This is a genomic window from Ruegeria spongiae (assembly GCF_023502395.1).
Classification (GTDB): Bacteria; Pseudomonadota; Alphaproteobacteria; order Rhodobacterales; family Rhodobacteraceae; genus Ruegeria_C; species Ruegeria_C spongiae.
In genome coordinates, this window is sequence record NZ_JAMFMB010000016.1 from 89,277 (window position 1) to 109,297 (window position 20,021).

A 20,021-nucleotide genomic window follows, 5' to 3' on the forward strand; every position below is an offset into this window, starting at 1 on the left:
GGATGCGGACCGGATGATTTCATCTGATGACCTGATTGCGCTGGTCCGCAACTACAATCCCAAAACCAATGCCGACCGGATCGCCACCGCCTATGAATTCGGTGGCGAGATGCATGAAGGGCAGGTCCGCCACTCGGGCGAGCCCTATTTTTCGCACCCCGTTGCCGTTGCCGCCATCCTGACCGAACAGCGGCTGGATGACGCGACCATCATCACCGCGCTCCTGCACGACACGATCGAGGACACCAAGGCCAATTACGGCCAGGTGGCCGACCTGTTCGGCGATGAGGTCGCCAAGCTGGTCGATGGGGTCACCAAGCTGACCAATCTGCAACTGACCAGTCTTGAGACCAAGCAGGCCGAGAATTTCCGCAAGCTGTTCATGGCCATGTCCAAGGATCTGCGGGTGATTCTGGTCAAGCTGGCCGACCGGCTGCACAACATGCGCACGATCAAGGCGATGCGGCCCGAGAAACAGGTGGTCAAGGCACGCGAGACGATGGACATCTTCGCGCCGCTCGCGGGCCGCATGGGCATGCAATGGATGCGCGAAGAGCTGGAGGATCTGGCCTTTCGCGTACTCAACCCCGAAGGCCGCCAGTCGATCATCCGTCGCTTCATTATGCTGCAGCGTGAAACCGGCGATGTGATTCACCGCATCACCGGCGACATGCGCCATGAGTTGGAGAAGGCCGGGATCGAGGCCGAGGTGTTTGGTCGCGCCAAGAAACCTTACTCGATCTGGCGCAAGATGCAGGAAAAGGAACAGGGGTTTTCCCGCCTCTCGGACATTTACGGATTCCGCATCATCACCGGCTCGGAAGAGGATTGCTATCGCACGCTGGGCGCGATCCACCAGCGCTGGCGCGCGGTGCCGGGACGGTTCAAGGATTACATCAGCCAGCCGAAATCCAACGGCTACCGCTCGATCCACACCACCGTGTCGGGCCGTGACGGCAAACGGGTCGAGGTGCAGATCCGCACCCGCCAGATGCATGATGTGGCCGAAACCGGCGTGGCGGCGCATTGGTCCTATCGCGATGGCGTACGCTCGGAAAACCCGTTTGCGGTGGACCCGGCGAAATGGATTGCCAACCTGACCGAACAGTTCGACAGCGAAGAGGATCACGAGGATTTCCTCGAGGCGGTGAAGCTCGAGATGTATTCCGACCAGGTGTTCTGCTTCACCCCCAAGGGGGATGTGGTGAAACTGCCGCGCGGGGCCACGCCGATCGACTTTGCCTATGCGATCCATACCCGCATCGGCCATGCCTGCGTGGGGGCCAAGGTGGACGGCATCCGTGTGCCGCTCTGGACCCGGCTCAAGAATGGGCAATCGGTCGATATCATCACCGCCGAGGGGCAGACGCCGCAGGTCAGCTGGCTTGAGATTGCGGTGACCGGCAAGGCCCGCACCGCGATCCGCCGGGCGCTGCGCGAGGTCGACCGCGAACGGTTCATCAAGCTGGGGCACGAATTGGCGCGGTCCGCGTTCGAACATGTGGGCCGCAAGGTGACCGACAAGGTTCTGGACACCGCGGCACGGCATCTGCGTTTCAAGGACCGTGGCGAGTTGCTGGCGCGGCTGGGCAGCGCGGAACTGACCGGGCATGAACTGGTGCAGTCGGTCTATCCCGATCTGGCCCCCGACGAGGGCGATGCGATTTCTCCCCGGCGCGCGGTGATCGGTCTGGAACCGGGGCAGAGCTTTGAGCGTGCACCCTGCTGCCAGCCACTGCCGGGCGAGCGCATCCTCGGCATCACCTATCGTGGCAAGGGCGTGGTCGTGCATGCCATTGATTGCGAACGCCTGAGCGAATTCGAGGACCAGCCCGAGCGCTGGGTCGATCTGCACTGGCATTCCGGCACCCATCCGGCGGTCTACGGGGCGGGGCTGGATCTGACGATCGGCAATGATGCAGGCGTGCTGGGGCGAATTTGCACATTGATCGGCGAGAAAAAGGCCAATATTTCAAACCTTGAATTTCTGGACCGCAAACCGGACTTTTACCGATTGATGATCAGTGTCGAAATCAGGGATCTGGAACAACTGCATTCCCTGATGCTGATGCTGGAGGCCGAAAGCGATGTCGCTTCGGTCGAACGCTATCGGGAAAAGGCCCGAAAACGGGCCGAGGCGGTATAAGGCCCGGACGGGCAAGGGAAAGGACGACACAGCGTGGTGTTCAAGCGCCGAGATCGCCGATCGCCCGTTCAGGTCGTCTCGGAGTTTCTGTATCCGCGCGGCGGATGGACCCGTGCGTTTCACTACGTCAAACACCGGGTGCGGCGGCTGCCGGATTCGCCCGAACGCATCGCGCGCGGGATCGGCGCGGGGGTGTTTGCCTCGTTCACGCCGTTTTACGGGCTGCATTTTGTGGTTGCGGCCCTTGGCGCGCGTTTGATCAACGGCAATTTCCTGGCCTCGCTTAGCGGGACGTTCTTTGGAAACCCGCTGACCTATGTGCCGATTGGGGTCATCTCGCTTCAGAGTGGGCATTTCATACTGGGCACGAAATACAAGGAACGCGTCAGCAATTCCCTGCTTGAGAAATTCGCCGATGCGGGCCGCGACCTGTGGCAGAACTTCCTCGCCATGTTCAGCGACCGTCAGGCACATTGGCACGGGCTTGAGGTCTTTTATGACGAGATATTCTTTCCCTACATGATCGGTTGCGTTGTTCCCGGGCTGATTTTCGGGGTGGTCTGTTATTATCTCTCGGTGCCGCTGATCCGCGCCTACCAACAGCGCCGCCGCGCCAAGATCAAAGCCAAGTTCGAAGCGATCCGTAAAAAGGCCGAAGCAGAGGGTGACGTCGCGCCGCAATCACGGCTAGTGTCCCCGGGAACATCGAAAAAAGGCGACTGACATGTCTGACACTCATCTGCGGCTCGGCGTGAATATCGACCATGTGGCCACCGTGCGGAACGCGCGTGGCGGGGCCTATCCTGATCCTTTGCGCGCCGCGAAACTGGCCGAAGAGGCCGGCGCCGATGGCATCACCGCACACCTGCGCGAAGATCGCCGCCACATCTCGGATGCCGATATCGACGGGCTGATGGAAGTCCTGTCCGTGCCACTGAATTTCGAGATGGCAGCCACCGACGAGATGCAGAAAATCGCCCTGCGCCACAAGCCGCACGCGGTCTGCATCGTCCCCGAAAAGCGCGAGGAGCGCACCACCGAAGGTGGGCTGGAAGTGGCGCGCGAGGAAAACAAGCTGGCCCATTTCATAGCGCCCCTGCGTGACGTCGGCTGCCGCGTGTCGATCTTTATCGCCGCCGACCGGCGCCAGATTGAGGCCGCCCACCGGATCGGGGCAGAGGTGATCGAGCTGCATACCGGGGCCTATTGCGACGCCCATGCCGAAGGCCGCCCCAATGATGCCGCGCGCGAGTTGGAAGCGCTGCGCGAGATGTCTGCCTTTGCCCATTCGTTGGGATTGGAGGTCCACGCAGGCCACGGCCTGACCTACGACACGGTGCAACCTGTTGCGGCCTTCCCCGAGGTGCGCGAATTGAATATCGGCCACTTTCTGATCGGCGAGTCGATCTTTCTGGGCCTCACTCCGGCGATTTCCGAGATGCGCCGCCTGATGGACGAGGCGCGGGCGTGATCGACCTGACATCCCTTGCCGTCACCGCGTTTGCCTTCTTTGTTGTCGCCGTCTCGCCCGGACCGGCAAATATCTCAAACGCTGCTGTTGCGATGAGCTTTGGTCGCAGAACCAGTCTTGTCTACGGTGCGGGGTTGTCCTGCGGTCTGGTTTTCTGGGGGTTGGTCGCGGCCAGCGGCATGGGTGCAGTTCTGCAAAGCTCACTCTATGTCCTGATGGTGCTCAAACTGCTTGGCGGCCTCTACCTGCTGTGGCTGGCCTGGCAATCGGGGCGCTCTGCAATGCGGCGGGATGCAGGCAAGGTGTCGCTGCCGAAAAAGGGCCGATGGTTTTGGCGCGGGCTGATCCTTAACCTGTCTAATCCCAAATCGGTCATCGCATGGATGGCGGCTTTGTCCGTTGGTCTTGGTCCGGATGACGGATTGGCGTCGGTCGCAGCCGCGACAGTGGTCTGCATTGCTGTGGGATTCATCAACAATGCCCTCTATTCGCTGTTGTTTTCGGTTAGCGGGATGATGACTGGCTACCGCAGGTTCCGACGTTGGATCGACGGTGTCGTTGCCGGATTGTTCGCGATTGCCGGTCTGGGCCTGATCAAATCGGCGTTTGCCAGATGAGGCGTCGCAGCAAAAACCTTCGCCCAATGGATGAGGCACCTGCATGATCACGCCCGCTTTCGTCGCCATCTGGTGTGCCTGGCTGATGGCTGGCGGCTCTCCGGGTCCGGCCACGATGGGCATTGCGGGAACCGCGATGAACGAAGGTCGCCGCGCTGGCCTGGTCTTTGCGCTGGGCATCTGTGCAGGCTCCGCCACATGGGGCATCGCTGCTGCGCTGGGCTTGTCGGCGATCATGCTGGCCAATGTCTGGGTGTTCGAGGTGATCCGCTATGTCGGGGTGGCCTATCTGGGCTGGCTGGCGCTGAAAGCGCTGCGCCGGGCGATGAGCTCGGACGAGGTGGCGATGGGCAATCCGGTCACCGGAACGCTGCCTGCCATCTTCGCCAAGGGCGCAGCCATCCACCTGACCAACCCCAAGGCGATCCTCAGCTGGGGCTCGATCTATGCCATCGTCGCGCCCAACGATGCCAGTCTCGCGATGCTTCTGGGCTATTTCGGCCTGCTTTATGCGGGGTCCCTGCTGATCTTCATAGGCTATGCGTTCCTGTTCTCGTCAGCCCGCATGGTCCGCGCTTATCGCCGTGCCCGCCGTTGGTTCGACTTCGCCTTTGCGGGGTTCTTCGGGGTGGCCAGCTATAAAATTCTGACGGTGCGCCTGTCATGATCGCAGCGATCGCAAGGCGCGCCTTGATTCAAGAGGCAACATCATGAAAGCAGTGACCTATCGCAGCTTTGGCGCGGCTGCTGACGTGCTGCAACTTGTCGATCTGCCTGATCCCGTTGCCGGGCCGGGCGAGGTGCTGGTACGGGTGCGCGCGACCGGGATCAACCCATCGGATGTCAAGCTGCGCGGAGGTGCGCGCCCCGGTGCGGTCATGCAGTTCCCAACCGTCGTGCCGCATTCCGATGGCGCGGGCGTGATCGAAGCGGTTGGCGCAGGGGTCGACCCGGCCCGGATCGGCGAGCGGGTCTGGATCTGGAACGGTCAGTGGCAGCGCGCTTTCGGGACCGGGGCGGAATATGTCGCTCTCCCCTCCGAGCAGGCCGTGTTCCTGCCGGACACCACCGGTTTTGCCGAGGGCGCCTGTTTCGGGATACCTGCGATGACGGCGTGGTATGCACTTTATCGGGACGGCCCGATTGACGGTCAGTCGGTTCTTGTCACCGGAGGTGCCGGAACGGTCGGACGCTATGCCTGCCAGATGGCAGCTCTGGGTGGGGCGCGGGTGATCACGACGGTCAGCTCTGACGCAAAGGCCGCGCATTCCGGTGCAAGTGAATGGGTCAATTACCGCACCCAGAACGTGACTGAGGCGGTGATGGACATGACCGCAGGCGCGGGTGTCGACCGGATTGTCGAGGTGGATTTTGCCGCCAATCAGCGGGCCTCGCTGGCGTTGATCCGACCGGGCGGCACGATCGCAAGCTATGCCTCCGCCTCGCGCATGCAGCCAGAGCTCGATTTCTACGGTTTCATGTTCAAGGACATCCGCCTGCATATGCTGATCGTCTACCAACTGTCTGGCGCGGTGCGCCGCGCGGGCGAGGCACAGCTCACCCAATGGCTGCAAAAGAACGCGCTGAGCCACGCCGTGGTGCCTGCCGGGGGGCTTTCGGATGTTGCCGCCGGGCATGAAATGGTCGAGGCCGGGCAAAAGCTGGGCACCGTGGTTCTGGAGGTGTGATGTGATTCTGGGCATCGGTACGGACCTTGCGAATATCGAGCGCATCCAGGGCACATTGGACCGGTTCGGTGACCGGTTCCGCAACCGTGTCTTCACCGAGATCGAACAGCGCAAAGCCGAGCACCGCGCCGACACCGCAGGCACCTACGCCAAGCGATGGGCCGCAAAAGAGGCGTGCTCCAAGGCGCTGGGCACCGGGTTGCGCATGGGCATCGCATGGAAGGACATGGCGGTCAGCAATCTCGGGACCGGCCAGCCGGTGATGCAGGTGACCGGCTGGGCCGCCGAGAGATTGCGCGAAATGACGCCCGCCGGGCACGAGGCGATCATCCATGTCACATTGACCGACGACCACCCCTGGGCGCAGGCCTTTGTGGTGATCGAGGCGCGGGCGCTGGACGGTGAGGGCACGCCCTTGACTTACCCCGGCCCGCCCCGCATGTAGCGCGCGATCAGTTAGAAATCGGAGAGCAGTATGGCCGCCGAAGCCAAAACCGGAAATGCCGTCTGGGAGACGATCAAGACCGTCGTCTTTGCCCTGCTCTTTGCCGGGATTTTCCGGACGCTGTTCTTTCAGCCATTCTGGATTCCGTCGGGGTCGATGAAAGAGACGCTGCTGATCGGTGATTTCCTGTTCGTGAACAAGATGGCCTATGGCTATTCCTACGCCTCCTGTCCGAACCTGCTGATGCCCGGGATCGGCATCAATATCGATGCCCAGAACATCTGCGGCTTCCTCGACGGCGACAACACCCGCGTGTGGGCCGGCGAGCCGAAACAGGGCGATGTGGCAGTGTTTCGACACCCGACCACGGGCCGTGACTTCATCAAGCGCCTGATCGGAATGCCGGGCGATCGTATTCAGGTGCGGCAGGGCGTTCTGCACATCAACGGTACCGCCGTCGGCCTGAAACCCGATGGCGAGTTCGAGGAAACCTACGCGCCGCAAGGGCCGCAGGGCCTGCGCCCGCGCTGCGAAAACGGCCCCGTCGGGCTGGGCGGCATCTGCACCAAATCGCGCTTCATCGAAACGCTGCCCAATGGCGTGTCCTACACGATCCTGAATATCGGCAATCAATCTTCCGACAATACCGGTGTCTATACGGTGCCCGAGGGGCATTATTTCTTCATGGGCGACAACCGCGACAATTCCAGCGACTCGCGGCTGCCGGTCTCTGCGGGTGGCGTTGGCTTCGTGCCTTATGAGAACCTGATCGGGCGCGCCGATCGGGTCATGTTCTCGTCCGCTGGGCGCTCGATGCTGTATTTCTGGACCTGGCGCAGCGACCGTTTCTTCAAGAGGATCGATTGAAACTCTCGGCAGACCTGATCGCGTTTCAGGCGCGGATTGGCCATGAGTTCTCCCGGCCGGACCTGCTGGTGCGCGCGCTGACCCATGGCTCGATCTCGTCACCCACGCGCAGCGACAACCAGCGGCTGGAGTTTCTGGGCGACCGGGTGCTGGGGCTGGTGATGGCCACCGCGTTGCTGGACGAAGACAAGACCGCCACCGAGGGCCAGCTGGCACCGCGTTTCAACGCGCTGGTGCGCAAGGAAGCCTGTGCCGATGTCGCCCGCCAGATTGATCTGGGCGCGGTGCTGAAACTGGGCCGCTCCGAGATGAAGTCCGGCGGCCGCCGCAAACAGGCGCTGCTGGGCGACGCGATGGAGGCGGTGATCGCCGCCGTTTACAAGGATGCCGGTTTCGAGGCCGCCCGCGACGTGATCCTGCGGCTGTGGGGGGATCGCATCCACAAGGTCGAGGCGGATGCCCGCGACGCCAAAACCGCGTTGCAGGAATGGGCGCAGGCCCGCCGCCAGACCCCACCTTCTTATGTGGAAATCGCCCGTTCCGGCCCCGATCATGCCCCCGTCTTTACCATCGCCGCGCGGCTGCAGGACGGAACCGAGGAACAGGCCACCGCCGGGTCGAAACGGCAGGCCGAACAGATGGCCGCAAAAACCCTGCTGGACAGGTTGGAGCAAAACCAATGACAACACGCGCCGGATTCATCGCCCTGATCGGAGAGCCCAACGCAGGCAAATCCACCCTGCTGAACCGTATGGTGGGGGCCAAGGTCTCGATCGTGACCCACAAGGTGCAGACCACCCGCGCGCGCATCCGTGGCGTAGCCATGGAAGGCGAGGCGCAGCTTGTCTTCGTCGACACGCCGGGCCTGTTCAAACCGCGCCGTCGGCTGGATCGCGCCATGGTGGCCGCGGCCTGGGGCGGGGCGGCGGATGCCGATATCGTCGTGCTGATGGTCGAGGCGCATCGCGGCGTCACCGAAGGGGTTGAGCGCATCCTCGAAGGTCTGGAAGAGATCGGCCAGGGTCGCAAGATCGCGCTGGCGATCAACAAGATCGACAAGGTGCAGCCCGGCCATCTGCTGGAACTCGCCAAGGACCTGAACGCGCGCTACGGCTTTGCCGAAACCTTCATGATCTCGGCTGAACGTGGCCACGGAGTGGAGGATCTGCGCAAATGGCTGGCCGACGAGCTGCCCGAGGGCCCCTGGCTCTATCCCGAAGACCAGATCGCCGACCTGCCCATGCGCATGATCGCCGCCGAGATGACGCGTGAAAAACTGACCCTGCGCCTGCATCAGGAACTGCCCTATCAGATGACCGTCGAAACCGAGAGCTGGCAGGAGCGCAAGGACGGATCGGCGCGGGTCGATCAGATCATCTATGTGGTGCGTGACGGGCATAAGGGCATCGTGCTGGGCAAAGGGGGCGAGACCATCAAGGCGGTCAGCCAGGCGGCGCGTGCCGAACTGGAAGAGTTTCTGGACCGCAAGGTGCATCTGTTCCTGCAGGTGAAGGTGCGGCCAAACTGGCTGGAGGAATCCGAGCGTTATTCCGAGATGGGTCTGGATTTCAAAGACGGCAATACATGACCCGGCTGACGGCCGATTTCTGGGTCCACGCCTATCTGGCGCGGCTGCGATTTCAGGAAATCCCGGCCTTTGTCGTGGCCCATGGCGACGACACAGCAGGCGCGGTTCTGGTCAAGCTCAACACGCTGGACGGTCAGGCCACGGCCTTTCAGCGCAGCTTCGACCTGATGACGGGAGACCGCAAATGGGTCGAGTTATCCTCTGGTCCCGAAATGGAGGTGGACGCCGCCATCCAACGCCAGCGCAGCTTCGACCCCGACCTCTGGGTGATCGAGATCGAGGATCGTCAAGGGCGGCATCTGCTGGGCGAAGAGGGATTGGAGTAGGTCATCCAAGGTCCCGGTCAGATTCGGCTCAAGACCCTGCTGTCAAATCTTGGTCAGGCGCATCAACACACCTATATAGACCGCGCATGAAATCTGCGGCTGCGGCCCCAACAGCCGGCCCAACGCAACCAACGGAGGTCATTCCTTGGCTGAAACATTTGGTCAGAAATTCATAAGGTCAAACCTCGGTCGTGTGATGAAGCACTTCGAGGGATTTATGGTGTTTGTCGGCGTCGTTGGCCCGTTCGCCACGCTGCCACAACTTGCCAAGCTTTACCTTACCCATTCACAGCACGCCTCTGGCCAGTCTCTTGTGACGTGGTCGCTCTATGCGGCGTTGTCGTTGCTTTGGTTTGCCTATGGTCTGATGGTCAAGAAGCTGCCAATTTACGTAGGCAACGGCATCTCGATGGTTCTCAACCTGCTGATGGTCGTCGGTATCCTGATCCATGCAGGTGTTACGTTCTAAGTCGTCCTGCCGCGCTCTGACTTGCAGTGACCTCGACATTGCGCTCTTGTGCACGGATCGGACCATCCCGACAAGATTGGACCCGCCTTGGACTGGCGTGATCACGGCATACTCCTAAGCTCTCGCCGGCACGGTGAAACGGCGGCGATCATCGAGGTCTTTACCGAAGGCCACGGGCGTCATGCCGGTGTGGTGCGCGGTGGGACCAGCCGCAAGATCGCCCCGATCCTGCAACCGGGCGCACAGTTGGACGTGCTCTGGCGGGCGCGGCTTGAGGAACATATCGGCAGCTTTCAGGTCGAACCCCTGCGATCCCGCGCGGCGGCGGCGTTCTCGGGGCGGCTGGCGCTGGCCGGGCTGAACACGGTTGTGGCCTTGCTGTCCTTCTGCCTGCCTGAGCGGGAGCCGCACCCGACGATCTACCGGCAGACCGAACAGTTGTTGGATCTGCTGGGGCAGGACGAGGTCTGGCCACTGGCTTATCTGCGCTGGGAACTGGCGCTGCTGGATGAGTTGGGCTTCGGTCTTGATCTCAGCGTCTGCGCCGTGACCGGTGCGCGAGAGAGGCTGATCTATGTCTCGCCCAAATCGGGCCGCGCGGTGACCGCAGCGGGGGCCGGGGACTGGGCCGACCGGATGTTGCCGCTGCCTCCTTGCCTGCGCGGTGAAGGTCCTGCACCGGACAACGAGATCGCGCAGGCCTTTGCGACCACGGGACATTTCCTTGAAAACCATCTGGCGCGCGGGCTGGGGCACAAACCGCTGCCCGAGGCGCGCGCGCGCTTCATCGAGACGTTCACTCGCCGGATTTGAACACCATCTCATAGCCCTGTTCGTTGCGCAGGACCAGCACGTCGCCCGACACTTCGGATTGGGTCATCGCCATCAGCGCGGCAAAATAGGCGCCCTCGGCCTCGAGTTCAGGGCACACCATCCGGGTAGCGCTCAGGTCGGTCACTTCGAACCAGGGATAGGGTGCCTCCATCGTGCCGCTATAGCTGTTGCAGGGGGCTTTGCCCGCGATCTGGCCCGCCTCGGGAAAGCTCAGGGTGGTCGATGCCGCTGCGGGCTCTCCGGCGATGCTTTCCAGAACCCAGGTCTCGTTACCTGCACCATAGGCGGCAACGCTTTCGTCGGATTGGCAAGTGCCGAGGGCAATCAATGGTGTGAACAGAAACAGGCGCAGCATCGCATCCTCCTTGAGCCGGTCTCGGGGTAAGCGCCCTCGCCGTTCAGCGCAAGGGCACAACGAAAAAGGCCCGCCGGATCGGCGGGCCTTGGAGTGTATTGCGCAGGAAGCGGTCTTGTCCCGCTACCCGTTTAACCCAGTTTTTCGGTCAGTTCCGGCACGGCCTGGAACAGGTCGGCAACCAGTCCGAAATCCGCAACCTGGAAGATCGGTGCTTCTTCGTCCTTGTTGATCGCAACGATGATCTTGCTGTCCTTCATACCGGCCAGGTGCTGGATCGCGCCCGAGATGCCAACGGCAACATACAGGTCAGGGGCAACAACCTTGCCGGTCTGACCCACCTGCCAGTCGTTCGGGGCATAGCCCGAGTCGACCGCCGCACGCGAAGCACCAACAGCCGCGCCCAGCTTGTCGGCCAGGGTCTCGATCAGTTTGAAGTCGTCTTCGGACCCAACGCCACGGCCACCCGACACAACAACGCCCGCCGAGGTCAGCTCGGGGCGGTCGCTTTCGGCAACCTTGTCCTCAACCCAGGAGCTGAGGCCTGGATCAGCGGCTGCCGACACGGTCTCGACCGATGCGGAACCACCTTCACCGGCGGCGTCAAATGTCGACGTCCGGATGGTGATGACTTTCTTGGCGTCGTTCGACTTGACGGTCTGAACCGCGTTGCCCGCGTAGATCGGACGCTCGAAGGTCGAGCCGTCGACCACACCGGACGCGTCCGAGATGATCATCGAATCCAGCAGCGCAGCAACGCGCGGCATCACGTTCTTGGCGTCGGTGGTGGCGGGGGCAACGATATGCTCATAGCCATCGGCCAGGCTGACGATCAGCGCGGCGGTGGCTTCGGCCAGGCGGTGACCCAGCGAGGCATCCTCGGCGACCAGCACCTTGGAGACACCGTCGATCTTGGCGGCGGCGTCGCCTGCGGCGGCGGCAGAGGCACCAGCGGCCAAAACGGTCACGTCACCCAGTTGCTTTGCAGCGGTCACGGCCTTGGCGGTTGCGTCCAGACCCAGTTCGCCATTGGTGACTTCGGCAAGAAGAAGTACAGCCATTACACAGCCCCCGCTTCTTTGAGTTTCTCTACCAGCTCGTCAACCGAGCCGACGATGATGCCTGCTGCACGTGCGGCGGGCTCTTCGGTCTTGACGATTTCCAGACGCGGAGTAACGTCGACGCCGTAATCGGCGGCAGTTTTCTCGTCCAGCGGCTTTTTCTTCGCCTTCATGATGTTGGGCAGCGAGGCATAGCGCGGCTCGTTCAGGCGCAGGTCAACGGTCACGATGGTCGGCATCTTGACGCTGATGGTCTGCAGGCCGCCGTCCACCTCGCGGGTGATCTTGGCGCTGTCGCCGTCGATGTCCAGCTCAGAGGCAAAGGTGCCCTGCGACCAGCCCAGCAGGGCCGACAGCATCTGACCGGTGGCGTTCATGTCGTTGTCGATGGACTGTTTGCCGGCCAGAACGATGCCGGGCTGCTCTTCCTCGACCACTTTGGCCAGGATCTTGGCAACCGCCAGCGGCTCGATGTCCTGATGGACGTCGTCAGCAGCGATAACCAGAATGGCGCGGTCGGCCCCCATGGCCAGCGCGGTGCGCAGGGTTTCCTGCGCCTGCTTGACGCCGATCGAAACGGCGACGACCTCATCGGCCTTGCCTGCTTCCTTGAGACGGATCGCTTCCTCGACCGCGATTTCGTCGAAGGGGTTCATCGACATCTTCACGTTGGCGAGATCGACACCGCTACCGTCCGCTTTCACGCGGACCTTCACATTATAGTCAATCACGCGTTTGACAGGCACGAGTACCTTCATTTGCGTCATTCTCCTCACAGATTTGTCGAGCCGTGCGTCGACTCGACCTTTGTTCTCTTGGGCTAGATAGCGGGTAGAGACATCGGAAAACAGGTTAAAATCGTCACATTGGCAATAAACGACGTCGGGTTTTTTCGTTTTCGGTTTGAAGGTCAGTCTGTTGCCCGATCAAGGCAGGATTTTCCCTTGCCCCGAACTGGTTCGCGCAGGCGGATCGCGATCCGTTTGTCAGCGTGAATCGGAAGCAAAAGCTGTCGCATCCTGCAGGCACCTGAACGCTTGCGGTGCAGGGTCAGCCTTGCGATACCGGGGGCAACCCTGCGGTGCTGCACCTTGCCCGCCAATCCATTTGTGGACGTCTTCCTTTGCCCGGAAACCGCCTTTTCGACCATGCGATCCTTCTGGCGGGTGTTGTTGTCATGACTGGCCCAGTTGGTCTTTTGATCTGGGAATTGATGGCCGGGTTTGATCCTGCGGCGCTGTGGTCGCTTTTTGCGGATATCTGGCGCGGCGGGCGTAGCGGCACCGGCATCGGGGCCGGGGCGATGATGCGGAATTCGATGATCCTGGCGCTGGGGGTTGCGGTTGTGAAATGCACGATCTCGCTGCTGGCTGCCTATGCGCTGGTGTTTTTTCGACTGCCGCGTAGCGGGCTCATCTACGGTGTGATCCTGGTGCCTATGTTCTTTCCCATCGAGACCCGTATCCTGCCCACATTCGCCGTCACAAGCGATCTGGGGCTGTTGAATTCCTATGCCGGAATGATTCTGCCGATCACCGCCAGCGGGCTGGGTGTTCTGGTCTTTCACCAGTTTCTGCGGCAAGTTCCGGGCGAGTTGATCGAGGCCGCGCAGCTCGACGGGGCCGGGCCGCTGCGTGTTCTGTTCGATATCATTCTGCCGCTCTCGTTGCCGATGATGATGGCGCTTTTTGCGATCCTTTTTGTGCTGGGCTGGAACCAGTATGTCTGGCCGATCATGATCACCACCACGAGCCAGGATCATGACACATTGGTTCGTGGCATGGCCTATGCGGGCTTTGGCGGACAGGCGGGCATGGCGCTTGCGCTGTTGTCGTTGCTGCCGCCTGCGCTTGTGGTGATCGTGTTGCAGCGCTGGCTGATGCGGGGCCTGACCACAGGTATCCACTAAGGCGCTGGCGGTCCCAATCGGGCGCGTTATCCGTTAGAGTGAATTCTACGATGATCCGGTAACGGAGGTAATCATGGAAAAAGTGCTTGGTTTCGGCGGATTCTTCTTCCGCTCTGACGACCCCAAGGGGCTGGCGCGGTGGTATCGGGATCTGCTCGGCATCGATCTGGTGCCAGACGACTATGACACCCCATGCTGGCAGCAACAGGCTGGCGCGACCGTATTTGCCCCGTTCGACAAGGTCACCGAATATTTCGGGAACTCCGAAAAGCAGTTCATGCTGAATTTCCGGGTCCGCGATCTGGACGCGATGATCGCGCAGTTGCAGGCTTCAGGGATCGAGGTGCGCCGGGATCCGGATTCACCCTACCCGAATGGCAGCTTTGCCTGGCTCAACGACCCCGAGGGCAATCCGATCGAGTTATGGGAACCTGCGGAGTAGGGGCTTGGGTGCAGGTAGATTGGCCCGGGGCTCCGCCCTTCCGGTCGCCGGGTCCTCCACCGGAGGCCCCGCCGCTGGCAGAATCAGCGGTTCGCGCCCGGAACCCACAAAACATCGTCCTTGCCACCATTATTGGCCTGCCGCGCGGCCACGAAGAACCAGTCGCTGAGGCGGTTGAGATATGTCACGGCGGCCTCGTTGATCGGCTCATGACTGGCAAGCTCGACGGCCATCCGCTCGGCGCGGCGCGACACAGTGCGGCAGACATGCAGGCTGGCGGCCAGGCGCGATCCCCCGGGCAGAATGAAACTGCGCAGCGGCTCCAGATCGGCGTTCATCATGTCGATCTCGCCCTCAAGCCGTTCGGTCTGCGTGGCGCTCATACGCAGGGGCGGGTATTCGGCATCGGCATCCTTGTCCATGTCGGGACGGCACAGGTCGGCACCCAGATCAAACAGATCGTTCTGGATATGTGACAGGGCCTCATCCAGCGCGCCTTCGGCATCCAGCCGCGCGACGCCGACGAAGGAATTCAGCTCATCCACCGTGCCATAGGCCGCCACGCGCCCCGAGAATTTGTCGACCCGGTCGCCATTGCCAAGGGCGGTCTGGCCGCCATCGCCGGTGCGGGTGTAGATCTTGTTGAGAACGACCATCGCCTCAGCCCCCCTGATTTCGCAGATACACGTAAAGCACCACAAGGCAGACGGCGATAAACTGGAACAGCAGCCGCAGCCGCATCATCTTGTTGCCATGTTTGGCGTTGAACTCGCCACCTTTGGCGAAGCCGCCGATCCCGAGCATCAGAACGACGACAACCGCCGCCATTGCCAGCCCCAGTATGCCCAGTAACAGACTGTCCATGCCGCCCTCACATATTCCATGTTCTGCCCCTTCACCTAGCGGGTCGGGGCGAAAAAGCGAACCGGTTTTTACATTACATCTGCGACAGGATGCGGTCGCTGGCCCGTGTCGACAGAATGCGGCGGAGGATCGCAGCGAAATAAGTGGGTGTTGTCACATAATACCGCGCGCGCGGGCGTTTGGCCTCAGCCGCATGGGCCAGCTTGGCGGTCACTGCCGAGGCTGGCAGTTCGAACCTGTCCTTGCCGGTGCCCTCGTAAAGGCGCTTGAGTAGGGTATCCTCATATTGCTGTTTCAGCGCCGAGGCTTCCCAGTTGATGAACCGCTCGAAGACCGGGATCGCCTTTTCGCGGATTTTTGAGGTGACCGGGCCGGGCTCGATCAGGATCACGTCGATGCCCGATCCGCGCAGTTCGAGGCGCAGCGTGTCGCTCAAGCCTTCCAGCGCGTATTTCGTGGCCACATAGGCGCCGCGCCACTTGAAGGCGACAAGTCCCAGCACCGAGGAATTCTGGATGATCCGGCCATGCCCCTGCGCCCGCATGACGGGAACCACACGGCGCGTCAACTCATGCCAGCCAAAGAAGTTGCTTTCGAAGATATAGCGCAGACCGTCGGTCGGCACGTCCTCAACCGCACCGGGAAGGCCGTGCGCGCCGTTGTTGAACACCACGTCCAGCGTTCCGCCTGTCGCGGTCAGAACCTCCGCCAACCCCGAGGCGATGCTATCAGTGTCGGCATAGTCGATTCTGGGGCTGTCGAAGCCCTGCGCGCGCAGCCGGTCGCAGTCGCGCTGGTTGCGGCATGAGGCAAAAACATGCCAGCCCCGCGCACGCATGCCGTGTGCCGCATCAAGTCCGATGCCCGAAGAACACCCTGTGATCAGAATGGTTTTCCGCATGTCGCCTCTTGCCCGTACCCGAGGTCTCTATGACCGCAGAGCGGGATTGGCGCAATGCGCTGTCAAGTTCAGTTTGCGTTTTTGCTGACCAGTGATGCCGCAATCCAACCAATCTGCCGTTCGGGCAGAACCCGCAGCCGCAGCCAGCCGGTACCCGAGCTATCCAGCACCTCGACCTGGTGGCCGATATTCAGGCGGGTGATCACCGGATAGATTGTGCCGGGGCCGTCGCGCATGTTGACGCGGGTGCCGGTGATTTCGCGAATGTCGCGCTGAGGTTCGGCAAGCGTCGTTGCGAGCGGCTGCTCTGGCGCCTGCGCATCCGTCACGGTCTCGGCGGACAGCAGACCCTCTTGCAGAGAGGCCAGCGTGACCGTGTCTTCGGCCGGGGTCTGGAACAGGCTGTCAGAGCCACTGATGACGTTGACCTGCGCCAGTCGGGTCAGCGCGTCCGACGCCTCGGGCTCGGGTGTCGTGGGTTGGACAGGCCGGGTGGTGGGCTGCGGTTCGATAACCGGTTCCGAAACAAGCTCTGGCGCAGAGGAGGCGATCCTGACGGGTGGTGTTTCGGCGCTTGGGGCTTGCGCCACCGGTTCGGGCTTTGGTCCGCGCACACCGCGCGGTTCGAAATCCGCGCCGCCACTGAGTTCATAAAAGGCAAAGCCCATGAAAGCAAAAGATACAATAACCAAGCGCATGGCGCGCCTCCCCGTACTAAATAAACAACTGGAATCAGCAGCAGACTTAACTTCCCCACCCTACCATAACCGGGCTTTGGAGTCGAAATACCGGGGAGGATTCGCGGACTGGTCCCCATAAGCTGTGGAAAACCCGCCGGGTGCTGTGGGAAAACACATACGCTCGCTTTACGCCCGGCGCTTGGCGGCGTATCACATCATATATGAGCGATACGATCGACGACCCCAACATGAAGTTGCCCGAACCCGGTTCCGAAGTGGCCGAACCGCTGCGCCGCGCCATTGGCGAGCGCTATCTGACCTATGCGCTGTCCACTATCATGCACCGGGCGCTGCCCGATGCGCGCGACGGGCTAAAGCCGGTGCATCGGCGCATATTGTTCGCGATGCGGGAACTGCGGCTGAACGCAACGGGCGGATTCCGCAAGTCGGCCAAGATCTCGGGCGACGTGATGGGCAACTATCACCCGCATGGCGACGCCGCGATCTATGATGCGATGGCGCGTCTGGCGCAGGACTTCAACGTGCGCTACCCGCTGGTCGACGGGCAGGGCAATTTCGGCAATATCGACGGTGATAACCCGGCGGCTTCGCGATATACCGAGGCGCGGATGACCATCGTGGCCGAGGCGCTGCTGGAAGGTCTGAACGAGGATGCGGTTGATTTCCGGGAAAACTACGATGGCACGCTCACCGAACCAGTGGTGCTGCCAGCGCAATTCCCCAACCTGCTGGCCAACGGATCAAGCGGGATCGCGGTGGGGATGGCCACCAACATCCCGCCCCACAATATTGCCGAGCTTTGCGACGCCTGCCTGCATCTGATCAAGACGCCCGACGCGCGCGACGACACGCTGCTGAACTACGTGCCGGGCCCCGATTTCCCCACCGGTGGCATCATTGTTGAGCCGCCCGAGAACATCGCGCAAGCCTATCGCACCGGGCGCGGCAGCTTCCGGCTGCGCTGCAAATACGAGGTCGAGGATCTGGGTCGCGGCCAGTGGCAGATTGTGGTCACCGAAATCCCTTATCAGGTCCAGAAATCCAAGCTGATCGAAAAGATCGCCGAGGTGATCCAGACCAAGAAAATCCCGATCCTCGGGGATGTGCGTGACGAAAGCGCCGATGACATCCGCCTGATCCTCGAACCGCGGTCCAAGAATGTGGACCCCGAGGTGCTGATGAACATGCTCTACCGCAACTCGGACCTCGAGGTGCGGTTCTCGCTCAACATGAATGTGTTGATCGACGGGGTCACGCCCAAGGTCTGCTCGATGAAAGAGGTGCTGCGCGCCTTCCTCGATCACCGGCAAGAGGTGCTGCTGCGCCGCTCGCGCTATCGGTTGGGCAAGATCGATCATCGGCTGGAAGTGCTGGAAGGCTTCATCGTTGCCTTCCTCAATCTGGACCGGGTGATCGACATCATCCGCTATGACGACGACCCCAAGGCGGCGCTGATGCGCGAGGATTGGGGCAAGGATCATGTCCGCGCCACCGACGAGAGTGACTATGTCTCGCCGCCGCTTGGTGAGGGCGAACTGAGTGAGGTTCAGGTCGATGCCATCCTCAACATGCGCCTGCGCAGCTTGCGGCGTCTGGAAGAGATGGAACTGATCCGCGAACGCGACGCCTTGATGGAGGAACGCGCCGGGATCGAGGATTTGCTCGACAGCACCGATCTGCAATGGGCCCGCATCGCCGAACAGCTGCGCGAGACCCGCAAGACCTTTGGCAAGGACTATGAGGGCGGCGCCCGCCGCACCCGCTTTGCCGAGGCGGGCGAGGTTGAAGAGGTGCCGCTTGAGGCGATGATCGACCGCGAGCCGATCACGGTTGTGTGCTCGCAGATGGGCTGGGTCCGGGCGATGACCGGCCATATCGATCTGAAACGCGAATTGAAGTTCAAGGATGGCGACGGCCCGCGCTTTATCTTCCACGCCGAAACCACCGACCGGTTGCTGGTTTTCGCCAGCAACGGGCGGTTCTATACGGTGAGCGCGTCCAATCTGCCTGGTGGGCGCGGTATGGGTGAGCCGCTCAGGCTGATGGTCGATCTGCCCAACGAGGCCGAGATCATCGACATCCTGATCCACAAACCCGACCGCAAGCTGCTGGTGGCCTCCAGCACGGGCAACGGCTTTGTTGTGCCCGAGTCCGAGGTGGTGGCCCAGACCCGCAGCGGCAAGCAGGTGCTGAACGTCAAGGGCGACGACCGCGCGTTGATCTGCACGCCGGTGGCTGGCGACCACGTGGCGGTGGTGTCGGAGAATGGCAAGTTTCTTGTCTTCCCCACCGACGAACTGCCCGAGATGGGTCGGGGCAAAGGCGTGCGGCTGCAGAAATACAATATGGCGCGGGGCAAGCAGGGCTCGCTTGAACTGGATGGCGGGCTGAGCGACGTGACCACTTTCAACTGGGACGAGGGGCTGCGCTGGACCATGGGCGGCGACAAGACCCGGCACGAGGGGGATCTGACCCAATGGCTGGCCAAGCGGGCAGGGGTGGGCAAACGGCCCCCACATGGCTTCCCGCGCAACTACAAGTTCTCGTGAGCCGCCGAATGTTTGGAAGAAATCCGCTCAAGCCGCTTGGAGAAACGCCCCGGAGGTGGTCTAAGATCGCCCCTGAGGAACCAATCGAGACGGGACAACCATGATCCGCACATTTGCTTTTGCCGGTGGGCTTGCCCTGATGGCGGCCTGTACGCAGACCCAGATAGACGAAGCGCCCGAAGATCTGGGGGACTTCAAACTGCGCATCAACCACGTGGTTTCCGACAAGGCGGTCAAAGGCCCGGTGTCGCGTGACGCCTCGCCCGAGCAATGGAAGGCAGCGCTGACAAATGCCATCGAAACGCGGCTGGGGCGTTACGAGGGCAGGCAGGAATACGACATCGGCGTCTATTTGGGGGCTTATATGTTGGCCCCACCGGGTGTGCCGGTGATCTACAATCCCAAAAGCATCGCAATCGTGGATGTCTATGTTTATGACGTCGGACAGAAAAAGATGCTGGCCCGCGAGCACCGCATTCAGGTGCTCGAAGACACGACCGGCGAGAGCGCTCTGGTCGGGTCGGGGCATAGTCGCACCAAGGAGCAGCAGATCGCGGGCTTGTCGTTGAAAGTCGCCGATGCAATCGAGGAATGGCTGGCCGAAGAGCATAAGAAAGACGGCTGGTTCAATACCCGACCCGATACCGAAACCGCGGCGCAGTCAGAAAACCCGCCCGGCAGCTAGCGCGGCTGTACGGTTGCACTTGATTTTCCCTTTTGAACCAAATATCCCGCGCGCGCAGACGCTAACCGGGACCTGGGGTCCCCCAAAACGCAAAAGGGCGCCA

At 61.9% G+C, this 20,021-nt stretch carries 24 protein-coding genes; 17 read left to right on the top strand and 7 right to left on the bottom strand.

Annotated elements, in window-relative coordinates:
• Positions 1 to 13: 13 nt before the first annotated feature.
• The 13 genes from M3P21_RS13660 to recO all read left to right on the top strand — a co-directional run bounded on the left by M3P21_RS13660 (position 14) and on the right by recO (position 10,430).
• On the top strand, positions 14 to 2,146 hold the full coding sequence (locus M3P21_RS13660; RefSeq protein WP_249710649.1) for a RelA/SpoT family protein: 2,133 nt from the start codon (positions 14 to 16) through the stop codon (positions 2,144 to 2,146).
• Positions 2,147 to 2,179: 33 nt separating this feature from the next.
• Positions 2,180 to 2,869, top strand: coding sequence for a DUF2062 domain-containing protein (locus M3P21_RS13665; RefSeq protein ID WP_249710650.1), 690 nt, complete (start codon positions 2,180 to 2,182; stop codon positions 2,867 to 2,869).
• Between the two features lies 1 nt (position 2,870).
• Complete coding sequence (locus M3P21_RS13670) at positions 2,871 to 3,617, top strand: pyridoxine 5'-phosphate synthase (protein ID WP_249710651.1); 747 nt, start codon at positions 2,871 to 2,873, stop codon at positions 3,615 to 3,617.
• The gene (locus M3P21_RS13675; RefSeq protein ID WP_249710652.1) at positions 3,614 to 4,234 is read left to right on the top strand and encodes a LysE family translocator; all 621 of its coding nucleotides are present in this window, start codon (positions 3,614 to 3,616) and stop codon (positions 4,232 to 4,234) included. Before M3P21_RS13670 ends, M3P21_RS13675 begins: the two co-directional genes overlap by 4 nt.
• Positions 4,235 to 4,277: 43 nt before the next feature.
• Positions 4,278 to 4,901: a LysE family translocator gene (locus M3P21_RS13680; RefSeq protein WP_249710653.1), complete on the top strand. Its 624-nt coding sequence runs from the start codon at positions 4,278 to 4,280 to the stop codon at positions 4,899 to 4,901.
• 43 nt (positions 4,902 to 4,944) lie between these two features.
• Positions 4,945 to 5,922 (top strand): NADPH:quinone reductase, encoded by a 978-nt coding sequence (locus M3P21_RS13685; RefSeq protein ID WP_249710655.1) that lies wholly within the window; start codon positions 4,945 to 4,947, stop codon positions 5,920 to 5,922.
• 1 nt (position 5,923) lies between these two features.
• Positions 5,924 to 6,367 carry a holo-ACP synthase gene (acpS, locus tag M3P21_RS13690; protein ID WP_249710657.1) on the top strand — a complete coding sequence of 148 codons (444 nt, stop codon included), beginning with the start codon at positions 5,924 to 5,926 and terminating at the stop codon, positions 6,365 to 6,367.
• Positions 6,368 to 6,397: 30 nt separating this feature from the next.
• Positions 6,398 to 7,234, top strand: a complete 837-nt coding sequence (gene lepB / locus M3P21_RS13695; protein WP_249710659.1) for a signal peptidase I — start codon at positions 6,398 to 6,400, stop codon at positions 7,232 to 7,234.
• The gene (gene rnc / locus M3P21_RS13700) at positions 7,231 to 7,917 is read left to right on the top strand and encodes a ribonuclease III (protein ID WP_249710661.1); all 687 of its coding nucleotides are present in this window, start codon (positions 7,231 to 7,233) and stop codon (positions 7,915 to 7,917) included. Before lepB ends, rnc begins: the two co-directional genes overlap by 4 nt.
• The gene (gene era / locus M3P21_RS13705) at positions 7,914 to 8,822 is read left to right on the top strand and encodes a GTPase Era (RefSeq protein WP_249710664.1); all 909 of its coding nucleotides are present in this window, start codon (positions 7,914 to 7,916) and stop codon (positions 8,820 to 8,822) included. Before rnc ends, era begins: the two co-directional genes overlap by 4 nt.
• Positions 8,819 to 9,148 (top strand): DUF1491 family protein, encoded by a 330-nt coding sequence (locus tag M3P21_RS13710; RefSeq protein WP_249710666.1) that lies wholly within the window; start codon positions 8,819 to 8,821, stop codon positions 9,146 to 9,148. Before era ends, M3P21_RS13710 begins: the two co-directional genes overlap by 4 nt.
• A 145-nt stretch (positions 9,149 to 9,293) precedes the next feature.
• Entirely contained in the window at positions 9,294 to 9,617 is a 324-nt protein-coding gene (locus tag M3P21_RS13715; protein ID WP_249710668.1) for a SemiSWEET transporter, read from the top strand.
• An 87-nt stretch (positions 9,618 to 9,704) separates the two neighbouring features.
• On the top strand, positions 9,705 to 10,430 hold the full coding sequence (gene recO, locus M3P21_RS13720) for a DNA repair protein RecO (protein WP_249710669.1): 726 nt from the start codon (positions 9,705 to 9,707) through the stop codon (positions 10,428 to 10,430).
• Here the strand turns inward: recO and M3P21_RS13725 are convergent.
• From M3P21_RS13725 to M3P21_RS13735, 3 genes are all read right to left on the bottom strand, one after another.
• The gene (locus M3P21_RS13725; protein WP_249710670.1) at positions 10,414 to 10,806 is read right to left on the bottom strand and encodes an META domain-containing protein; all 393 of its coding nucleotides are present in this window, start codon (positions 10,804 to 10,806) and stop codon (positions 10,414 to 10,416) included. The two genes, recO and M3P21_RS13725, sit on opposite strands and share 17 nt — an antisense overlap.
• Positions 10,807 to 10,937: 131 nt before the next feature.
• Complete coding sequence (locus M3P21_RS13730) at positions 10,938 to 11,867, bottom strand: electron transfer flavoprotein subunit alpha/FixB family protein (protein ID WP_249710671.1); 930 nt, start codon at positions 11,865 to 11,867, stop codon at positions 10,938 to 10,940.
• On the bottom strand, positions 11,867 to 12,625 hold the full coding sequence (locus M3P21_RS13735; protein WP_249710672.1) for an electron transfer flavoprotein subunit beta/FixA family protein: 759 nt from the start codon (positions 12,623 to 12,625) through the stop codon (positions 11,867 to 11,869). Before M3P21_RS13735 ends, M3P21_RS13730 begins: the two co-directional genes overlap by 1 nt.
• 419 nt (positions 12,626 to 13,044) lie before the next feature.
• On the opposite strand from M3P21_RS13735, the gene M3P21_RS13740 reads away from it, so the two are divergent.
• A complete protein-coding gene (locus tag M3P21_RS13740) occupies positions 13,045 to 13,776 on the top strand; it encodes an ABC transporter permease subunit (RefSeq protein ID WP_249710673.1) in 732 nt (243 codons plus the stop codon).
• Between the two features lie 73 nt (positions 13,777 to 13,849).
• Positions 13,850 to 14,218: a VOC family protein gene (locus tag M3P21_RS13745; protein WP_249710674.1), complete on the top strand. Its 369-nt coding sequence runs from the start codon at positions 13,850 to 13,852 to the stop codon at positions 14,216 to 14,218.
• Between the two features lie 83 nt (positions 14,219 to 14,301).
• On the opposite strand, the gene M3P21_RS13750 is transcribed toward M3P21_RS13745, so the two are convergent.
• From M3P21_RS13750 to M3P21_RS13765, 4 genes are all read right to left on the bottom strand, one after another.
• Positions 14,302 to 14,874: a cob(I)yrinic acid a,c-diamide adenosyltransferase gene (locus M3P21_RS13750; RefSeq protein WP_249710675.1), complete on the bottom strand. Its 573-nt coding sequence runs from the start codon at positions 14,872 to 14,874 to the stop codon at positions 14,302 to 14,304.
• Positions 14,875 to 14,878: 4 nt separating this feature from the next.
• On the bottom strand, positions 14,879 to 15,082 hold the full coding sequence (locus M3P21_RS13755) for a twin transmembrane helix small protein (RefSeq protein ID WP_249710676.1): 204 nt from the start codon (positions 15,080 to 15,082) through the stop codon (positions 14,879 to 14,881).
• Positions 15,083 to 15,155: 73 nt separating this feature from the next.
• Positions 15,156 to 15,983 carry an SDR family NAD(P)-dependent oxidoreductase gene (locus M3P21_RS13760; RefSeq protein WP_249710677.1) on the bottom strand — a complete coding sequence of 276 codons (828 nt, stop codon included), beginning with the start codon at positions 15,981 to 15,983 and terminating at the stop codon, positions 15,156 to 15,158.
• 68 nt (positions 15,984 to 16,051) lie between these two features.
• Positions 16,052 to 16,681, bottom strand: coding sequence for an SH3 domain-containing protein (locus tag M3P21_RS13765; protein ID WP_249710678.1), 630 nt, complete (start codon positions 16,679 to 16,681; stop codon positions 16,052 to 16,054).
• A 203-nt stretch (positions 16,682 to 16,884) separates the two neighbouring features.
• Here M3P21_RS13765 and parC point away from each other — a divergent pair, with 203 nt between their 5' ends.
• Positions 16,885 to 19,233 (top strand): DNA topoisomerase IV subunit A, encoded by a 2,349-nt coding sequence (gene parC, locus M3P21_RS13770; RefSeq protein ID WP_249710680.1) that lies wholly within the window; start codon positions 16,885 to 16,887, stop codon positions 19,231 to 19,233.
• Between the two features lie 100 nt (positions 19,234 to 19,333).
• Positions 19,334 to 19,918 carry a hypothetical protein gene (locus tag M3P21_RS13775; protein WP_249710681.1) on the top strand — a complete coding sequence of 195 codons (585 nt, stop codon included), beginning with the start codon at positions 19,334 to 19,336 and terminating at the stop codon, positions 19,916 to 19,918.
• Positions 19,919 to 20,021: the final 103 nt, after the last annotated feature.